Here is a 15915-nt window from a genome sequence, read left to right as displayed (position 1 = left end):
CAGATTGACGGTGAACAAAGACGCCAGTGAAGGGCGTTGAAAAGACTGAGATACCGCGCGGCTTCGGGCGGATGTCGAGAAGCAGACAGGAGTCGCTTCGAACATAGAAGGCAGCCGGATCGGACCGCGCCGATCGCTCGCCTCAGGTTCGCAGGACGCTTGTCCCTGATTTCGTAGCGCGGGTCCTGTTTTATGCGTCTCATCATCGGCATTGTCGTGATCTTTGCCAGCGTCATCGGCGGCTATGTCGCCATGGGCGGGCATCTCGAAGTGCTGATCCAGCCATTCGAGGCGGTGATCATCCTGGGGGCGGCGTTCGGCGCCTACATCATCGGCAATACCGGGCCGGTGCTGAAGCAGACCGCCAGCATTTTCGGCATCCTGTTTCGCGGCCCCCGCTACGACAAGGCCGCCTATGTCGAACTGCTCGGCTTGCAGTTCACACTGTTCAAGCTGGTGCAGGCCAAGGGCGTGCTGGCGCTCGAACCACACATCGAAGACCCCGACAACTCCTCGATCTTCCAACGCTTCCCGACCTTCGCCAAGAACCATCACGCCGTCGAGTTCATGTGCGACTACCTGCGCATGGTCACCCTCGGCAGCAACGTCGCCCATGAGATGGAGTCGTTGATGGACGAGGAGCTGGAGACCCACCACCAGGAGAACGATCGGCTGGTTTCGGCTGTGCAGGCACTGGCCGACGGCACGCCGGCGCTCGGCATCGTCGCCGCGGTGCTGGGCGTGATCAAGACCATGGGCTCGATCAGCGAGCCGCCCGAAGTGCTGGGGCACATGATCGGCGGCGCCCTGGTCGGGACCTTTCTCGGCGTGTTCGTCGCCTATGGCTTCTTCGGTCCGATGGCGCAATCGCTGCGCAACATTTTCGAGGCGGAGTCGAAGTACTTCCTGTCGATGAAGGTGGGGCTGCTGGCCCAGATGTCGGGCTATGCTCCGGCGATCGCCGTGGAATTCGCCCGCAAGGCGCTGATGTCCGAAGTGCGGCCGACATTCGCCGAAATCGACGAAGCGACCGCCAACCTGCCCGCATCGTGAGGGCCTGAGCCATGGCGCGCAACGATCAGACGATCATCATCAAGAGGGTCAAGAAGGCCGCCCATGCCCATCACGGCGGGGCCTGGAAGATCGCTTATGCCGACTTCGTGACGGCGATGATGGCGTTCTTCCTCTTGTTGTGGCTGATCAGCATGACGACGCCTGAGCAGAAGAAGGGCCTCGCCGACTATTTCGCGCCGCCTAACGTCAGCGAGAATACCAGCGGCGCCGGCGGCGTCATGGGTGGGCTCGCCTTCTCCGAAGATGGCGCCAAGATCGCAGTCGAGTCCAACAAAGATGCGCTCACTGCGCCCGAAAGCAGCGAAGCCGGGCCGAAGATGGAATCGCGCGGCGGCGTCGCCGAGATCGGCGGCAGCGAGTACGACGCGACGCGCGCCTCGACCGTTTCGCTCGAGTCCCGCTACAACTCCGACTATCACGCAGCGGCCGCCAGCATCCGGCAGGCCTGGCAGGCGCTACCCGATATTACCAAGATCGCCGACAACCTGCTGGTGCGCGAGACCGAGAACGGGCTCGACATCGAGATCATGGACCAGGAAGGCCGGCCGATGTTCCCCGAGGGCTCGAAATACCCCTACGAGTCCACCCGCAAGGCGATTTCGGCGCTCGCCCCGATCCTGCAGAAGCTGTCCAACCAGATCACCATCTCCGGCCACACTGCCGCCGGCGCGGTCTACGACAACCCGCGCTACGGCGCCTGGGATCTGTCGAGCGACCGGGCTAACGCCGTGCGCGCCATACTCGGCGAGTTCGGGCTCTCGGACGATCGCATCCGGGCGGTGAATGGCAGCGCCACCTCCGAACCGCTGTTCCCCAACGACCCCTACCTCGCCGGCAACGGCCGGGTGCAGATCGTCGTGCGCTATGAAGCGCCGCCTGTGCCGGCCGGACTGAAGCCGTAGCCGCACCGCGATCCGTCGGCTTGGCTCCACAGGCTTCCGGCACTCACGGGTCATTCCCGCGAAAGCGGAAACCTCTGTTTTCTCGCCTGCTGCACCATCGCAAACGTAGGTCCCCGCTTTCGCGGGGATGCCCCGGTGGCGACGGAGGAATGGGGTGTGCCCTACGGCCGGTGGTCTCCGAAAAATCGGCAACAAAAAAGGCCCCGCGAGGGGCCTTTTTCCGAATTGCGCCGTAAGAACAATTCTTCCAGCGCCAAGGGCGTCGTCAGAGCGCCCTGAGGTTCGTCGCCGAAACCTTGCCATCGCGGCCGGTCTGCAGCTCGTAGCTGACCTTCTGACCCTCGTTGAGGGTCGAAAGGCCCGAGCGCTCGACGGCGGAGATGTGCACGAATGCGTCCTTCGAACCATCGTCCGGCTGAATGAAGCCGAAGCCCTTGGTGGTGTTGAAGAACTTGACGGTGCCTTCGATCATGATGGCCCCCTTTCAATTGTCGTGCGCGGGATCTTCCCGCTTTGCACGCGTTCCTCGGTCGGCGACATGCCGCCCGGGTCTAAACGTTCACAATATCAAGAGGTAGCCAATTGGACCGCAGGCGGCCCGAGCTGGTAGCGCAGGATGGAAGCGAAACGTGCCCGGATATATCTGCCACCATTGCGCCTTATTCAAGGCCAGTCGAGACGATTGTCCGCAGCCATTCCACGCCCTAGACTTGGGAATGGACCATTTGTGCGCCATGGCGGTGGCAATCAGCTTCGGCCTTTGCGCGCCAGAGACGACAACGCCCTACTTCATCGACATCTCCGCCGACGCGCTGCCGGCCAAGACCAGCGCGCCCAACGCGATGGGCGCCACCGCAGCCGATCTTGACGCTGACGGTGACGCGGATCTCGTCATCGCCATCGAGTACGGCAGCAACCGAGTGCTGCTCAATGACGGCTTTGGTCGATTCCGCGAGACGCCGCTGAGCGGGCCAAGCGGCGATCATGAGGACGTCGCGGTCGCCGATTATGATCGGGACGGCGACCTCGATCTGGTGTTCATCGGCGAGGACGATCAGGTGCTCGGCTACCATCTCAATGATGGCGAAGCCGGCTTCAGTGACGTCTCGGAGCGGCTGCCGGGGCGCGCCACCTCGAACACGGTCGTCGCGGTGGATGTGGATGGCGACAGCGATATCGACCTCGTCACTGCGAATGCCGGCCTCGACTTCGTTTGGATCAACGATGGGCATGGAAGGTTTTCCGACGAGAGTGCGACCCGCCTGCCCCCGTACGATGACATCAGCCAGGACATCGCTGTCGGCGACGTTGACGGTGATGGTGACGCCGACCTGATCTTCGGCAACGAAGACCAGAATCGACTTTACCTGAATGACGGCGCCGGCCACTTCGCCGAGGCATTGCTGCCGCTGCGCACGACACCGGAGGAGACGCGGGACGCCGACCTCGCGGACGTCGACGGCGACGACGACCTCGACCTCTACTTTGCCAATGTCCGGATCTTCAACGCCGACCGAGACCAGCAGGATCGGCTGTTGCTCAACGATGGCAGCGGCCGCTTCACCGACGCAACAGCCACTCACCTCGAGCCCGACGACGAGCTGACCACGTCGGTTGCCTTCATCGACTACGATCGGGACGGAGATCTCGACCTGATCCGCGGTCGAATGGGCGATCTGCGGGCGGGGCGTTCGGATTTTGGGCTGCTGGCCTTCGCAAACGATGGCGACGGTCGCTTCACTGCCGCACCGGACGTGATCCCATCGGGCACCGGCGCCAACGCCTTCGACATCGAGGTTGCCGACGTCAATGGCGATGGCCGGTTCGACCTGTTCGTCGCCAGCCGGGGCGGACCCGACCGGCTGCTGATCGGACTCAAATAGAAACGGCCCGACGGTTTCCCGTCGGGCCGTTGATTGATCCGCTTGGCCGCGCGTCAGCCGTTCGGCGAGCACGGAGCCAGGTAGCGGCGACCGTTGCGATCTTCCCAGACGCACTTGGTCGGATCGTCGCGATAGCGGCCGATGAGCTCGCCGGCCACGGCGCCGCTGATCCCGCCGACCGTGGCGCCAACCAGCGCACCACCGACGGTACCTGTGGTCACGCCACCGATAACCGCGCCGGCAATCGCGCCGGTGCTGGCGGTTTTCTCGGTGGTCGAACACGCCGTGAGCGTCAACGCCCCAGCCAGAACCACAGCGATGGATAGAACTTTACGCATGAATACCCTCCGGGAGGTTTGTTAGACGCGAGCCCAAGAAGAGAATGCGTGGGCTCCGGATAGGTTCCGCACGAACTTGAGGCAAATCGTTGGCTGAGGTAAGGGTGCCCCGCGATTGGGATTACCATTATGAATGAGCCGACAACGGTGCCGGTATCCGGCACCGATGCTTCCACGCCGTCCAACCGATGGGCAACAGAGCTTCGCGCAAGCTTTGCGCTGGCCTGGCCGCTGATCGTCGCGCAGCTGGCACAGAACCTCCTCTTCACCACCGACGTGGTGTTGATGGGCTGGCTCGGACCGAAGTACCTCGCCGCCGGCACGCTGGCCGGCGCGTTCCTGGTGCCGTTCCAGCTGACCGGCATCGGCATTGTCGGCGCCGTCGCGCCGCTGGTGGCGCAGGCGCGCGGCCGCCGTGATACCAAGGCGGTGCGTCGTATCGTCCGCCAGGGCTTCTGGGTGGCCATTCTCGTGGCGACGCTGCTGGTGCCGATCGTGCTCAGCATCCGTCCGATCTACCTTGCCATCGGTCAGGATCCGGAAGTCACGGCACTGGCCGAAAGCTACATGTTCGCCGGCTTCTGGATGCTCTATCCGGCGCTCGGCATCATGGTGGTGCGCTCGTTCCTCTCTGCCTTTGCCGCAACGCGGGTGATCCTCGTCGTCACGGTGATCGGCGTCTTGGTCAACGGGGTGCTCGCCTACACGCTGATCTTCGGCCATTTCGGTTTCCCACGCCTCGAGCTGCGCGGTGCGGCGATTGCCACCGGTCTCGTCAACGTGGTGATGTTCCTGGCCCTGCTCGGCTATGTGGTGACCCACCGCAAGCTCAAGCGCTTCCACATTCTGGTGCGGTTCTTCAAGCCGGACTGGTCGCGCTTTTTCGAGATTCTGAAGGTCGGGCTGCCGATCGGGCTGACCGTTGCCGCAGAAGTCGGGCTGTTCTCGGTGGCCGCCATCCTGATGGGCCGGCTCGGCACCAACGAGACCGCCGCCCATGCGGTTGCGCTGCAGCTGGCTTCGACCGCCTTCATGGTGCCGCTCGGGCTCGGCATGGCCGCCACGGTGCGCGTCGGCCTCGCCTACGGCCGCGGCGACAGCGAGGGTGTGCGCCTTGCCGGCTGGACCGCCATCGTCATGGGGACGGGCTTCATGGCGCTGACCGCGACGCTGTTCCTTGCCGTGCCGCATGCGCTGGTGGCGATCTTCCTCGATAGCCACGACCCCGCCAATGCCACAGCGCTGCTGCTTGCCGCCACCTATCTCGGCATCGCCGGTATCTTCCAGCTGGCCGATGGTGCGCAGGTGGTGGCCGCCCACTCGCTGCGCGGCCTGTCCGACACCCGCACGCCGATGTTGCTCGCCATCTTCGGCTACTGGTTCGTCGGGTTGCCGACCGCCTATGTGCTGGGCTTCGTCATGGACCTGCGCGGTGTCGGTGTCTGGCTCGGGCTTGCGACGGGCCTCGCCTTCGTGGCGATATTGCTGGTCGGCCGCTTCGCCCTGCGCGGGCGGCTGGGCTTGATGAAGACCGCACCTCTGTAGGACCCTTGCCATGCCGCAGTTGAAACCCGCCGAACAGCGCGTCGCCGACGCCCTTGCCAGTCATGCCCTGCCGGCACAGGTGATCGTCCTCGAGCAACTCGCCACCACCGCGCAGATGGCGGCCGATGCACTCGGCGTCGAGGTCGGCCGCATCGTCAAGTCGCTGCTGTTCAAGGGCAAGGAGAGCGGCAAGCCCTATCTGCTGCTGGTCTCGGGCAGCAATCGCGTGCACGAGAAGCGCGCCGGCCAGCGGATCGGCGAGGCGCTGGAGCGGCCGGACGCGGATTTCGTGAAGCTCCACACCGGCTTCTCGATCGGCGGCGTCTCGCCCTATGGGCACCCTGCCCCGCTGGCCACCTACCTCGATGATGCGCTGCACAGTTACGGCACGGTGTGGGCCGCCGCGGGCGACCCGCGCTCGGTGTTCGAGATCACCGCGGCCGACCTCGAACGCACCACCGGTGCGACGCGTATCGACGTCACCTAAGGAACAATCCAGTTCCAGTCGGCCATGCGGTTGCGGAACCAGGTGCGTTGGCGCTTGGCGTACTGTCGGGTGGCGATGACGGCGCGCTCGATCGCGACGTCTTGTTCGAGCTCGCCTGCCAGCATCGCCGTGATCTCGGGCACACCGATCGCCTTCATCGCCGGCAGGCTTGGGTCGAGCTCCAGCGCCAGCAACGCCTCGACCTCCTCGACCGCCCCGGCTGAGAACATCGTTTCGAACCGTTGGGCGATGCGCTGGCGCAGCCGCTCGCGGTCGGGGTTGAGCACGATCCGCTCGAGCGCGAACCCCTCGAGCAACCCCTGCTGCGCCTCGTCCTGATAGCTGGCAAGGGAGCGGCCGGTCGCATTCAGCACGGCGAGCGCCCGGATCACCCGCTGCGGGTCCGGCGCCTTGAGGCGGCTCGCGACGAGAGGGTCGCGCGCCGCAATCAGCCGGCCGCGCTCCTCCCGGTCGAGGCCTTCAACCTCGGCCTCGGCGGCCGCCAGGGCCGCTGCCGGCACCTCCGGCACATCGGCGAAGCCTGTGGTGAGGACATCGAAGTAGAGCCCGGTGCCACCGACGAAGATCAGCGGCCGATCGGCTTCCGCCCCGATCACCATGGCCGCTGCGCGGGCCCATTCGCCGGTCGAAAAGCGGATCGACGGATGCACCGTGCCATAGAGCCGATGCGGCACCCCGGCCATCTCGATTTCGGATGGCCTCGCCGTCAGCAGTTGCAGCACATCATAGACCTGCAGCGCGTCGGTATTGACGATCACCCCACCCTGCTGCCGTGCGATCTCGAGCGCCAGCGCCGACTTGCCGCTGGCAGTCGGACCCGCTATCAACACCGCTCGCCTCTCGGGGCGCTTGCCCATCCTGTTCAGGCCCTTCTCACGCACATGACGGTACTCTGCCTCATCGCCAATCCGGCTGACCCTGCAATTGACTCGGCGCTGGTGGCGGCGATCCAGCACGAGACCAAGGGTGAGATCAACTGGTTGCACCAGCGCATCGCCTGCGAGATCGAGGCGCCGAAGGCCGCCGATCCGGTAGCCGCCGCACGCGCCGTCATCGGCAGCCGGCCGGTGGACGTGGCGCTGGTCCCCTCCGAGGGTCGCCGCAAGCAAGTATTGGTGGCCGACATGGATTCGACCATGATCGAGCAGGAATGCATCGACGAACTGGCCGATGCCGTCGGCATCAAGGCCGAGGTCGCGGCGATCACCGAGCGGGCGATGAATGGCGAGCTCGATTTCGAGCAGGCGCTGCGCACCCGGGTCGCGCTGATCAAGGGGCTCGAACGCGCGGCCATCGAGGAAATCCGCCGAGAGCGGATTACCCTCGCGCCCGGCGGCCGCGCCTTGATCCACACCATGAAAGCCTACGGCGCCTACACCTCGCTGGTGTCGGGGGGCTTTACCTTTTTTGCCGACTATTTTGCCAGGCGGATTGGCTTCGACGAGGCGATCGCCAACGTGCTGGAGTTCGAGGGCGAACGGCTTACCGGCACGGTCGCGAGCCCGATCGTCGACAAATCGACCAAGCTCCACCGGCTGCAAGGCCTAGCGGCGGAGCGCAACCTGCCGATGACTGCGACGATGGCAGTCGGCGACGGCGCCAACGACCTCGACATGATCAAGGCCGCCGGTTTTGGCGTGGCGCTCCACGCCAAGCCGCATGTCGCGGCCGAGGCCGGCATCCGCATCGACCACGGCGATCTCACCGCCCTGCTCTATCTGCAGGGCTATACCGACGAGGATATCGTCAGGTGAGGCTTGAGACCGAACGCCTGATCCTCAGGTCGTGGGAGAGCCGCGACCACGCAGCGCTTGCAGCGGTGCTGGGCGATCCGGACGTGAGGCGGTTCTATCCGTCGGTTGCAACGCCGGAGCAAACCCGCGCGCAGTTGGACTTCTCAATCGAGAAGCAGGCGGCAGTGGGCTTTCATTTCGGTGCGGCCGAGCTCAAGTCGACCGGCCAGTTCGTCGGCCTCATCGGTATCGGCTACCTCTCCGACGAAATCCGCGCCGCCATTCGTGGCCGGCCGGCGGTCGAGATCGGCTGGCAGTTCGACAAGGCATTCTGGGGCCAGGGCCTTGCCCCCGAGGGCGCGCGGGCGTGGCTCGAGTACGGCTTTTCGACGCTGGAGCTGCCGGAGATCGTCGCCTACACGTTCGCCGGCAATCTGCCGAGCCAGCGAGTCATGACGAAGATCGGCATGGTGCGCGATGCCGGTGCCGACTTCGAGCACCCGCGGCTGACGCCGGGGCATCCGCTGCGGTCGCACGTTGTCTATCGAATGGCCAATCCGACAGCGGACTAGCCGAGCCGAACCGCGATGAATCGGCTGGTGCCGGTCGGATCGATCACCTTGAACAAGACTGCCGGCCGGCCGGCTTCCTTCGCCTGCCCCACCAGTTCGCTGAGCTCGTCAACCGTGCCAATCTCCTTCTGGTTCACCTCCGTGACCAGAAGCCCAGGGATGAAGCCCTTCTGATCGGCGTCGCTGCCGCTCTTCACGCTGGTGACGACGATGCCGTCCTCCTCGGGCGCGATGCCGAATTCGGCGCGCTTGTCCTCGTCAAGCAGTGCCACATCGAAACCCACCAGGTCAGGTAGCCCCAGCTCCGGCGCCTCCTCCTCGGTTGCGGTCGGCTCGGGCGTCGGGGCAGGAGCAGGAGTTGCCGGGGCGTTGTTCCTGGCGATCAGTTGTTCGCCGAGCTCAAGGCGGCCCAGGGTAATGCTGAGGGTCTGCTCGGCGCCGTTGCGCAGGATCTTGACCGGCACGGCCTTGCCGACCTCGGTCTCGGCGACGACGCGCGGCAGGTCGCGCATACGGGCAATCGACTTGCCGTCAAACTCAAGGATGATATCGCCTTCGACCACCTGCCCCTCGGACGGGCCGCCCTTGGTGACGTCGATCACCAGCGCGCCGGCCGTGTTCTTGAGGCCGAGGCTGCTGGCGATATCCTCGCTGACCTCCTGGATGCCGACACCCAGCCAGCCACGCCGGGTCTCGCCGAACTCGGCGAGTTGGTCGATCACCGGCCGCGCCAGGTTCACCGGCACGGCAAAGCCGATGCCGAGCGAGGAGCCGCCGCGCGCAATGATCGCGGTGTTGATACCGACCACCTTGCCGTCCATGTCGAACAGCGGGCCACCGGAATTGCCCTGGTTGATGGCGGCATCGGTCTGGATGAACTGGTCGTAGGGACCGGACTGGATGTCGCGATTGCGGGCCGAAACGATGCCCAGGGTCACCGAACCGCCCAGCCCGAACGGGTTGCCGATCGCCATCACCCAGTCGCCGACCACAGCACCATCACTATCGCCGAATTCAACGAACGGCAGTTCGTGGCCCGCCTCGACCTTCAGCACTGCCAGGTCGGTCTTGTCGTCCTTGCCGACGACCTTGGCCGGCAACCGGGTTCCGTCGGTCAGGTAGACCTCGATCTCTTCGGCGCCCTCGATGACATGGTTGTTGGTCACGACGATGCCGTCGGGGGAAATGATGAAGCCCGAGCCGAGGCTGCGCGCCTCCTGCATCTGCTCTTCGCCGAGGCCATTATTGGGGTTGTGCTCGTCGAACAGTTCCTCGAGCGGGGAACCATCCGGCAGATCGGGGAACGGCACGCCGCCCCCGCCGGGGACGCGCCGCGAGGTGCCGATATTGACCACCGCAGGGGAGAGCTGCTCGGCGAGCGCCGCGACCGATTCCGGGCCTTTGGCGTAGAGGGATGTCGCCGGCATCGACACTGCCAGCACCCCGGCAACGACCAGAGAGCGCATAATCCAACCGGCAGCACGCATTCACTTCTCCTGCAACGACTCAGCCGCGGCTGCGCGTGTCGCAGTCAGCCCCGAAGCAGCCACAAGAGAACAAGTCCGACCCCGGCGCAAGCCAGCGCCGCCGCACGAATGGTTGAAGCTGGCGTCGATTGGATCGACGCCAGCAACTTCTTCATCTGTTCAGGGAACGCTGCATAGACGAGCCCTTCCAGGACCAGCACGAGGGCCAGTGCCGAGAAGAGCTCGAGCATTTACTGCGCCGGTGCAGCCGGTGCAGGTTCGGCCGGTGCGGGCGCGGCCGGCGCGGCTTCGGCCGGTGCGGTCTCGGCCGGAGTAGTTTCAGCCGGAGTAGTTTCAGCCGGAGCGGTTACGGCATCGGCGGCAGGCTGGCTGAGCACCGGCGAGTCCTCGGCTGGTTCCTCCACCAGCGGCGTCGCCGGGATCGGCGTCGTCGCGGCCTCCGGCGGCGGCGTCGCGTTGTCAGGGTTCTGGTTCTGGAAGAACCGGAAGAACTCCGAATCCGGCGTCAGCACCATGGTCGTGCCGTTCGGCCCGAGCGCGGCACGATACGACTGCATCGAGCGGTAGAAATCGAAGAAGTCGGTGTCGCGATTGTAGGCGTCTGCGAAGATCTCGCTGCGCTGGGCATCGCCCTCGCCTCGCAGGATTTCCGCATCACGACGGGCTGCCGACAGAATCTCCACCGCCTGGCGGTCCGCGATAGCGCGGGCAGTCTGCGCCGCTTCCTGGCCGCGGGCACGCAGCAGCGCGGCCTCAGCCAGTCGTTCGGCCTTCATGCGGTCGAAGGTCTGGGCCGAAACGCTCGGATCGAGATCGGTGCGGATAATGCGCACGTCGACCACCTCGATGCCCAGTTGGGCCATGTCGGGGCGGATCAGATCACGCGCTTCGCGCATCATCTGCGGCCGCTCCTCCGACAGCGCCTCGGTGAAGTCGCGGCCGCCATAGACCTGGCGAAGGGCAGCGTCGAAACGGGTCGACACCCGGTCCTCCACGACGCGCAGTTCACCCTGTGCACGGGAGCGGAACAGGCGCGGGTCGGCGATCCGGTAGGTGAGGTAGGCGTCAACGACGTAGAACTTACCGTCCGACACCTGCAAGGTCATGTTGTCCGCATCGAAGCGCAGCAGCCGATCTTCGACGATCTGCACCGTGTCGACGAAGTTGGTCGGGATCTTGAAGTAAAGACCCGGATCGGTCTTCACGTCGGTGATCTGGCCGAAACGCATGACGATGGCTTGCTCACGCTCGTTGACCACGAAGATCGACGACACGAAGATGTAGAGCAATGCGACGACGGCAATGCCGAGAATAACAAGTCTGTTCATGGCTTACCTCGGCGTCGCGTCTGCGGGGACGGGCGTGGAGTTGAGGGTCGAGTTCGGCCGGATCTCCGGCAGTGGCAAGTAGGGCACGACGCCCGAGCCGCTGGCGCTTTGATCGACGAGGACCTTCTCGGAGCCACCCAGTACCTGTTCCATGGTTTCAAGGAACAGACGCTTGCGTGTCACTTCGGGGGCCTTGGCATACTCGGCATAGATGGAGAGGAAGCGCGCCGCCTCACCTTCTGCTTCCTGGACCACACGGTTCTTGTAGGCGGCAGCGTCTTCGCGCACCTGCGCGGCCTGGCCGCGAGCGTCACCGAGAAGGGTGTTGGCATATTGCCTGGCCTCTTCCTGGAAACGGTCTTCGTCCTGCTCGGCGCGCTGCACTTCGTTGAATGCATCAGCCACTTCGGTCGGCGGCGCCGCCTGTTCGATGGCGATCTGCGACACCGTCACACCCATGCCGTAGCTCTGTATGATCGACTGCACGATATCACGCACGTCGTTCTGGATGCCGGCGCGATCATCGCGGAACACGTCCTGCGCCGGGCGGCGGCCGACGATTTCGCGCATCGCGCTCTCGCCGATCGAACGCACCATGTCGTCGGGATCACGGACGTTGAAGAGGTAGGCAACGGGGTCGGTTACCGACCACAAGACGGAGAACTTCACGTCGACGATGTTCTGGTCACCCGAAAGCATCAGCCCTTCGTCGGACTGCGTACGCGACGAGCCGACCGAGCCGATCTCGGTGCGGTTTTCCGTCCGCGGTGCCCGCTCGACGGTCTCGATCGGCCACAGCGCAAAGTGCAGGCCGGCCGGAACTGTCTCCAGCGGCTGGCCAAAGCGAAGCTTCACGGCCCATTCCTGTTCCTGGACGGTGAACACCGAGTTCGCCACCCAGAACGCGCCGAGCGCCAGGACCACGCCAATGATGGTCCAGCGACCGCCCGGGATACCCCCCTGGAAGCGATCGCGGCCGCGGGACAGAATCTCTTCGAGGTTCGGCGTGCCGCCGCCCCGGCGGCCACCACCACCGCCGCCACCGCTACCCCCACCACCCGGCGCCTGACCCCAGGGTCCGCCGTTGTTGGAGTTGCGGCCTCCCCCGCCCGTATTGTTGTCCCAGGGCATACGCCACCTTTCAGCCGGATTATCGATTGCCGCCCTATATAGGCAACGGGTTGACCGCGATCAACGTGCGGGCGGTTCACGCCGACGATAGACTTTTACGGTGAAGTCGGCGCTATCCCGCTCGGTGCGCGACAGTTGAGGCTCCGCTTCTACTTCCCATTGCTTGGTATCGATCAATGGAAAGCGAGCATCGCCGGGTGGCGAGGCCGCCACATGTGTGACGTAAAGTCGCTCCGCCAAGGGCATGGCCTCACGATAGATTTCGCCGCCGCCCCCGATCATGAGCTCATCAACGCCATCCACGGCAGCGATCCGCTGGGCCAGATCCAGTGCCGCAGTCAGACTGTTGCAGACCATCACACCTTCCGGCCGATAATCAGCCTGCCGCGTCACGACGATATTGGTGCGGCCCGGCAGCGGCTTACCGATGCTCTCAAAGGTCTTGCGCCCCATGATCAGAGGCTTGCCCATCGTGGTGCGCTTGAAATGAGCGAAGTCGGTCGGCAGCCGCCACGGGATGGTACCGTCCGAACCGATAATGCCATTCTCGCCGACCGCCGCGATCATGGCCACCGGTACGCTCATGGCGCACCCAGCTTTGCCAGCGCCTCGCCGTCGACCCTGACCTTGGTCCACTCGTCCTGCATGATGCCGCCCTGCGATTTGTAGAACTGGATCGAGGGCTCGTTCCAGTCGAGAACCCACCACTCGAACCGGCCCAGCCCCTCGCGCACGCAGCGCTGCGCCAGGTTGACCAGCAGGGCCTTGCCGATGCCCAGCCCACGGGCCTCGGGATCGACATAGAGATCCTCGAGCCAGATGCCGTGACGACCCTGGAAGGTCGAGTAAGTATAGAACCAGAGCGTAAAGCCCACCGGCTCACCCTGCCATTCGGCGATCTCGCAGAACACCTTGGGATCGGCCCCGAACAGGTCGCGCAGAATATCGGCCTCGGTGGCCTTGGCCTCGTGCGACAGCTTCTCGTACTCGGCGAGTGCGGCGATAAAGCGAATGATCAGTCCTGCATCAGCGGGGCCGGCGCTGCGGATAGCCAGACTCATTGAGCACGATCCAGGCGCTTGAGGTGGGCAAACCACTTCCGCTCGAGCGCCGCCTCGACGTCGACGCCGTTGTGCCGACAGAACAGCAGGAGCTGCGCCAGAAGGTCGGCGGCTTCATCCTCGAGGGCGGTGCGAATGGCGACCTCGGTGCGTTCGCCCACCCTGCCCCGGCCGGTGCCGCGCAGGTACTCGGCAACCAGTTCGCCCGCCTCCTCGTGCAGCTTCAGCGCATACCAGTCGTCATCGCGGCGAATGTCACAACGTTCGGCATAGATGGCGGAAACCTGCTCCACTCGCTCCGAGAGCTCATCGAGGGTTGCCATCAGCCGACGTTGGGCTCGGGGTTCTGCCGGTTGAGGATCAGCACCTCGAGTTCCCGGTTGTAGGGCGGCCACCAGTCCTCGGCTTCCATCTCGAAGGTGGTCGGGCCGGTCTTCTTGACCTCGCCGTCCCAGCAGAACGACACGAGGTTCTGCGGCAGCACCTTGTCGATGGTCAGGTGGAACTTGCCGACCGGACCGGCCCAATTGGCGCCGGTCGACCAGATGTAGCTGACCCAGCTCTCGGTGAACGGCGCGCCATAGGGCTCGTCGGGGTTCGGCAGGGTCTTCTTGACCGTGTTGATGAAGCCATCGTCGGTGCAGTACTTGCGCTTGTACTCGACTGCCGGATCGTAGCCCTCGTAGGGTGGCGACAGGAACGTCACCGCCACCGTGCCGCCGACGCTCGGCTTGTACTGATGCTCGACCGTCACCGTCTCGCCGGCCGGGAACTGCGCTTCCCAGCTATAGGTGGAGCGCAGCGTCCAGACCGGCCAGTACTCGGTCTGCATACCCTGCCCCTGGTCGAACTCCATCGGGATCACCAGGGCGCGGTGCAGCAACTCCTGCTTGGTCGCCGCGTCGAGCGCATTGATCGCCTTCACCGTCGCGTCGCCATAGGGCGTCAGCGGCAGGCCAAGGTCAGTCAGGTACTGGGTGTAGTCGATATTGGTGGCGAAGACGTACTGGTGCAGTTCCGCCGCAACCGGCTCACCGTTCACCAGCGTTTCGAAGCCGAAGATGTTCTCGGGATCCTCAGTGGGGATTGCCACCATGAAGTCGCCACTGCCTGTGATATCGGGCATCGGAAACGCCACCAGGGCGTCGGTGTCTTCGGCCCCCTCGTTCCGGAACTCGTATTTTACCCGGACCTGTTCGGGTGAGACGTAAAGATCCTCGCTCAGCATCTTCACGTCGTCGGTCTGGACGAACACCAGCCCACCGGCGCCCAGCGTCGACATGGTGTCGTTGGCGAGCGCCGGCGCCACAGCCAGGGCGGCGAGTACGAGGGCGGTCGACAGTATCCTCATACGGCGATCTCGGCCTTGATGGAGGGGTGCGCATCATAGCCGGTGATCATGAAATCCTCGAACTCGAAATCGAAGATGTCGCGCTTGTCCGGGTTGATGGTCAGCCGCGGCAGCGGGCGCGGCTCACGGCTGAGCTGCAGGCGCACCTGGTCGAAGTGGTTGTGGTAGAGGTGCAGGTCGCCGAAGGAATGTACGAACTCCCCGGGCTTGAGGCTGGTCACCTGCGCCATCATCTCGGTCAGCAGCGCATAGGACGCGATGTTGAACGGTACGCCGAGAAAGAGATCGGCGGAGCGCTGGTAGAGCTGGCAGCTCAGCTTGCCGTCAGCGACATAGAACTGGAACAGGCAATGGCACGGCGGCAGCGCCATATCGTCGACCTCGGCCGGGTTCCAGGCGGTGACGATGTGGCGGCGCGAGTCCGGCTTGGTCCTGATCGAGTTCACCACATTGGCGATCTGGTCGATGGTGCCGCCGCGCCCATCGGGCCAGCTGCGCCATTGCGACCCGTAGACCGGCCCGAGATCGCCGTTCTCATCGGCCCACTCGTTCCAGATCCTGACCCCACGCTCCTGCAGCCAGCGGACATTGGTCTCGCCGCGCAGGAACCACAGCAATTCATAGACGATCGACTTGATGTGCAGCTTCTTGGTGGTCAGCAGCGGGAAACCCTTGCCGAGGTCGAAGCGGGCCTGCCGGCCGAACACCGAGCGTGTACCGGTCCCCGTGCGATCGGGCCGATCGGTGCCGTTGTCGAGGACGTCGCGGAGAAGGTCTAGGTACTGGCGCATCCGTTCAGCTTACTGCGATTCGGATGGGCTCCACGCCCCTTCCACAAGCCGGTTTGCATCACGCGCCCGTCGCGCCTATATAGGGCTTGCCGGCAACGGCTATGGCGATAAACGGCTAGCGTAATAAACCCATTGGACCCGGGGGCAGTGCCCGGCGTCTCCACCAGAACTCCCCGTCGTGGCGGGCTCATGGGGACGAAACAGGATCGAC

Annotated in this window: 19 protein-coding genes and 1 other RNA gene; 8 read left to right on the top strand and 12 right to left on the bottom strand. The window is 64.8% G+C overall.

The window, feature by feature from the left end:
- Positions 1 to 192: 192 nt before the first annotated feature.
- Together motA and VGV07_RS07265 are read left to right on the top strand one after the other, a co-directional pair.
- Positions 193 to 1053 (top strand): flagellar motor stator protein MotA, encoded by an 861-nt coding sequence (gene motA / locus VGV07_RS07270; protein WP_326868027.1) that lies wholly within the window; start codon positions 193 to 195, stop codon positions 1051 to 1053.
- Between the two features lie 11 nt (positions 1054 to 1064).
- A complete protein-coding gene (locus tag VGV07_RS07265; protein ID WP_326868026.1) occupies positions 1065 to 1976 on the top strand; it encodes a flagellar motor protein MotB in 912 nt (303 codons plus the stop codon).
- Positions 1977 to 2241: 265 nt separating this feature from the next.
- On the opposite strand, the gene VGV07_RS07260 is transcribed toward VGV07_RS07265, so the two are convergent.
- Positions 2242 to 2448, bottom strand: a complete 207-nt coding sequence (locus VGV07_RS07260) for a cold-shock protein (protein WP_326868025.1) — start codon at positions 2446 to 2448, stop codon at positions 2242 to 2244.
- Positions 2449 to 2692: 244 nt separating this feature from the next.
- Between VGV07_RS07260 and VGV07_RS07255 the strand changes: the two genes are divergently transcribed.
- The gene (locus VGV07_RS07255; RefSeq protein WP_326868024.1) at positions 2693 to 3859 is read left to right on the top strand and encodes a VCBS repeat-containing protein; all 1167 of its coding nucleotides are present in this window, start codon (positions 2693 to 2695) and stop codon (positions 3857 to 3859) included.
- A 53-nt stretch (positions 3860 to 3912) separates the two neighbouring features.
- On the opposite strand, the gene VGV07_RS07250 is transcribed toward VGV07_RS07255, so the two are convergent.
- Positions 3913 to 4197 carry a hypothetical protein gene (locus tag VGV07_RS07250; RefSeq protein WP_326868023.1) on the bottom strand — a complete coding sequence of 95 codons (285 nt, stop codon included), beginning with the start codon at positions 4195 to 4197 and terminating at the stop codon, positions 3913 to 3915.
- A 129-nt stretch (positions 4198 to 4326) separates the two neighbouring features.
- Between VGV07_RS07250 and VGV07_RS07245 the strand changes: the two genes are divergently transcribed.
- Together VGV07_RS07245 and VGV07_RS07240 are read left to right on the top strand one after the other, a co-directional pair.
- Complete coding sequence (locus tag VGV07_RS07245) at positions 4327 to 5742, top strand: MATE family efflux transporter (protein ID WP_326868022.1); 1416 nt, start codon at positions 4327 to 4329, stop codon at positions 5740 to 5742.
- Positions 5743 to 5752: 10 nt separating this feature from the next.
- Positions 5753 to 6229: a YbaK/EbsC family protein gene (locus tag VGV07_RS07240; RefSeq protein WP_326868021.1), complete on the top strand. Its 477-nt coding sequence runs from the start codon at positions 5753 to 5755 to the stop codon at positions 6227 to 6229.
- Here the strand turns inward: VGV07_RS07240 and miaA are convergent.
- On the bottom strand, positions 6226 to 7080 hold the full coding sequence (gene miaA, locus VGV07_RS07235) for a tRNA (adenosine(37)-N6)-dimethylallyltransferase MiaA (RefSeq protein WP_326868020.1): 855 nt from the start codon (positions 7078 to 7080) through the stop codon (positions 6226 to 6228). The two genes, VGV07_RS07240 and miaA, sit on opposite strands and share 4 nt — an antisense overlap.
- Before the next feature lie 51 nt (positions 7081 to 7131).
- On the opposite strand from miaA, the gene serB reads away from it, so the two are divergent.
- Both serB and VGV07_RS07225 read left to right on the top strand, forming a co-directional pair.
- Entirely contained in the window at positions 7132 to 8004 is an 873-nt protein-coding gene (gene serB / locus VGV07_RS07230) for a phosphoserine phosphatase SerB (protein WP_326868019.1), read from the top strand.
- Positions 8001 to 8555 carry a GNAT family N-acetyltransferase gene (locus tag VGV07_RS07225; protein ID WP_326868018.1) on the top strand — a complete coding sequence of 185 codons (555 nt, stop codon included), beginning with the start codon at positions 8001 to 8003 and terminating at the stop codon, positions 8553 to 8555. Before serB ends, VGV07_RS07225 begins: the two co-directional genes overlap by 4 nt.
- Here the strand turns inward: VGV07_RS07225 and VGV07_RS07220 are convergent.
- The 9 genes from VGV07_RS07220 to VGV07_RS07180 are packed head-to-tail and all read right to left on the bottom strand — an operon-like array spanning position 8552 to position 15704.
- Entirely contained in the window at positions 8552 to 10042 is a 1491-nt protein-coding gene (locus VGV07_RS07220; protein ID WP_326868017.1) for a Do family serine endopeptidase, read from the bottom strand. The genes VGV07_RS07225 and VGV07_RS07220 overlap by 4 nt on opposite strands.
- A gap of 44 nt (positions 10043 to 10086) precedes the next feature.
- Positions 10087 to 10272 carry a DUF2065 domain-containing protein gene (locus VGV07_RS07215; protein WP_055878493.1) on the bottom strand — a complete coding sequence of 62 codons (186 nt, stop codon included), beginning with the start codon at positions 10270 to 10272 and terminating at the stop codon, positions 10087 to 10089.
- Complete coding sequence (locus VGV07_RS07210; protein WP_326868016.1) at positions 10273 to 11370, bottom strand: protease modulator HflC; 1098 nt, start codon at positions 11368 to 11370, stop codon at positions 10273 to 10275. It lies immediately after the preceding gene.
- A gap of 3 nt (positions 11371 to 11373) precedes the next feature.
- On the bottom strand, positions 11374 to 12501 hold the full coding sequence (gene hflK, locus VGV07_RS07205) for an FtsH protease activity modulator HflK (protein ID WP_326868015.1): 1128 nt from the start codon (positions 12499 to 12501) through the stop codon (positions 11374 to 11376).
- A gap of 60 nt (positions 12502 to 12561) precedes the next feature.
- Positions 12562 to 13086: a dihydrofolate reductase gene (locus tag VGV07_RS07200; RefSeq protein ID WP_326868014.1), complete on the bottom strand. Its 525-nt coding sequence runs from the start codon at positions 13084 to 13086 to the stop codon at positions 12562 to 12564.
- A complete protein-coding gene (locus tag VGV07_RS07195; RefSeq protein ID WP_326868013.1) occupies positions 13083 to 13562 on the bottom strand; it encodes a GNAT family N-acetyltransferase in 480 nt (159 codons plus the stop codon). Before VGV07_RS07195 ends, VGV07_RS07200 begins: the two co-directional genes overlap by 4 nt.
- A complete protein-coding gene (locus tag VGV07_RS07190) occupies positions 13559 to 13885 on the bottom strand; it encodes a phosphoribosyl-ATP pyrophosphohydrolase (RefSeq protein ID WP_326868012.1) in 327 nt (108 codons plus the stop codon). Before VGV07_RS07190 ends, VGV07_RS07195 begins: the two co-directional genes overlap by 4 nt.
- On the bottom strand, positions 13885 to 14913 hold the full coding sequence (locus tag VGV07_RS07185) for a DUF4424 domain-containing protein (RefSeq protein ID WP_326868011.1): 1029 nt from the start codon (positions 14911 to 14913) through the stop codon (positions 13885 to 13887). The genes VGV07_RS07190 and VGV07_RS07185 overlap by 1 nt, the downstream gene beginning before the upstream one ends.
- The gene (locus VGV07_RS07180) at positions 14910 to 15704 is read right to left on the bottom strand and encodes a thymidylate synthase (protein ID WP_326868010.1); all 795 of its coding nucleotides are present in this window, start codon (positions 15702 to 15704) and stop codon (positions 14910 to 14912) included. Before VGV07_RS07180 ends, VGV07_RS07185 begins: the two co-directional genes overlap by 4 nt.
- Positions 15705 to 15753: 49 nt before the next feature.
- Between VGV07_RS07180 and ssrA the strand changes: the two genes are divergently transcribed.
- Positions 15754 to 15915, top strand: a transfer-messenger RNA (tmRNA) gene (gene ssrA, locus VGV07_RS07175); the annotation flags it as partial.

The sequence above is a fragment of the Devosia sp. genome, assembly GCF_035944845.1.
Lineage (GTDB): Bacteria > Pseudomonadota > Alphaproteobacteria > Rhizobiales > Devosiaceae > Devosia_A.
Note: the sequence above shows the minus strand (reverse complement) of the source record. Positions and strands in the feature narration are given on the sequence as shown.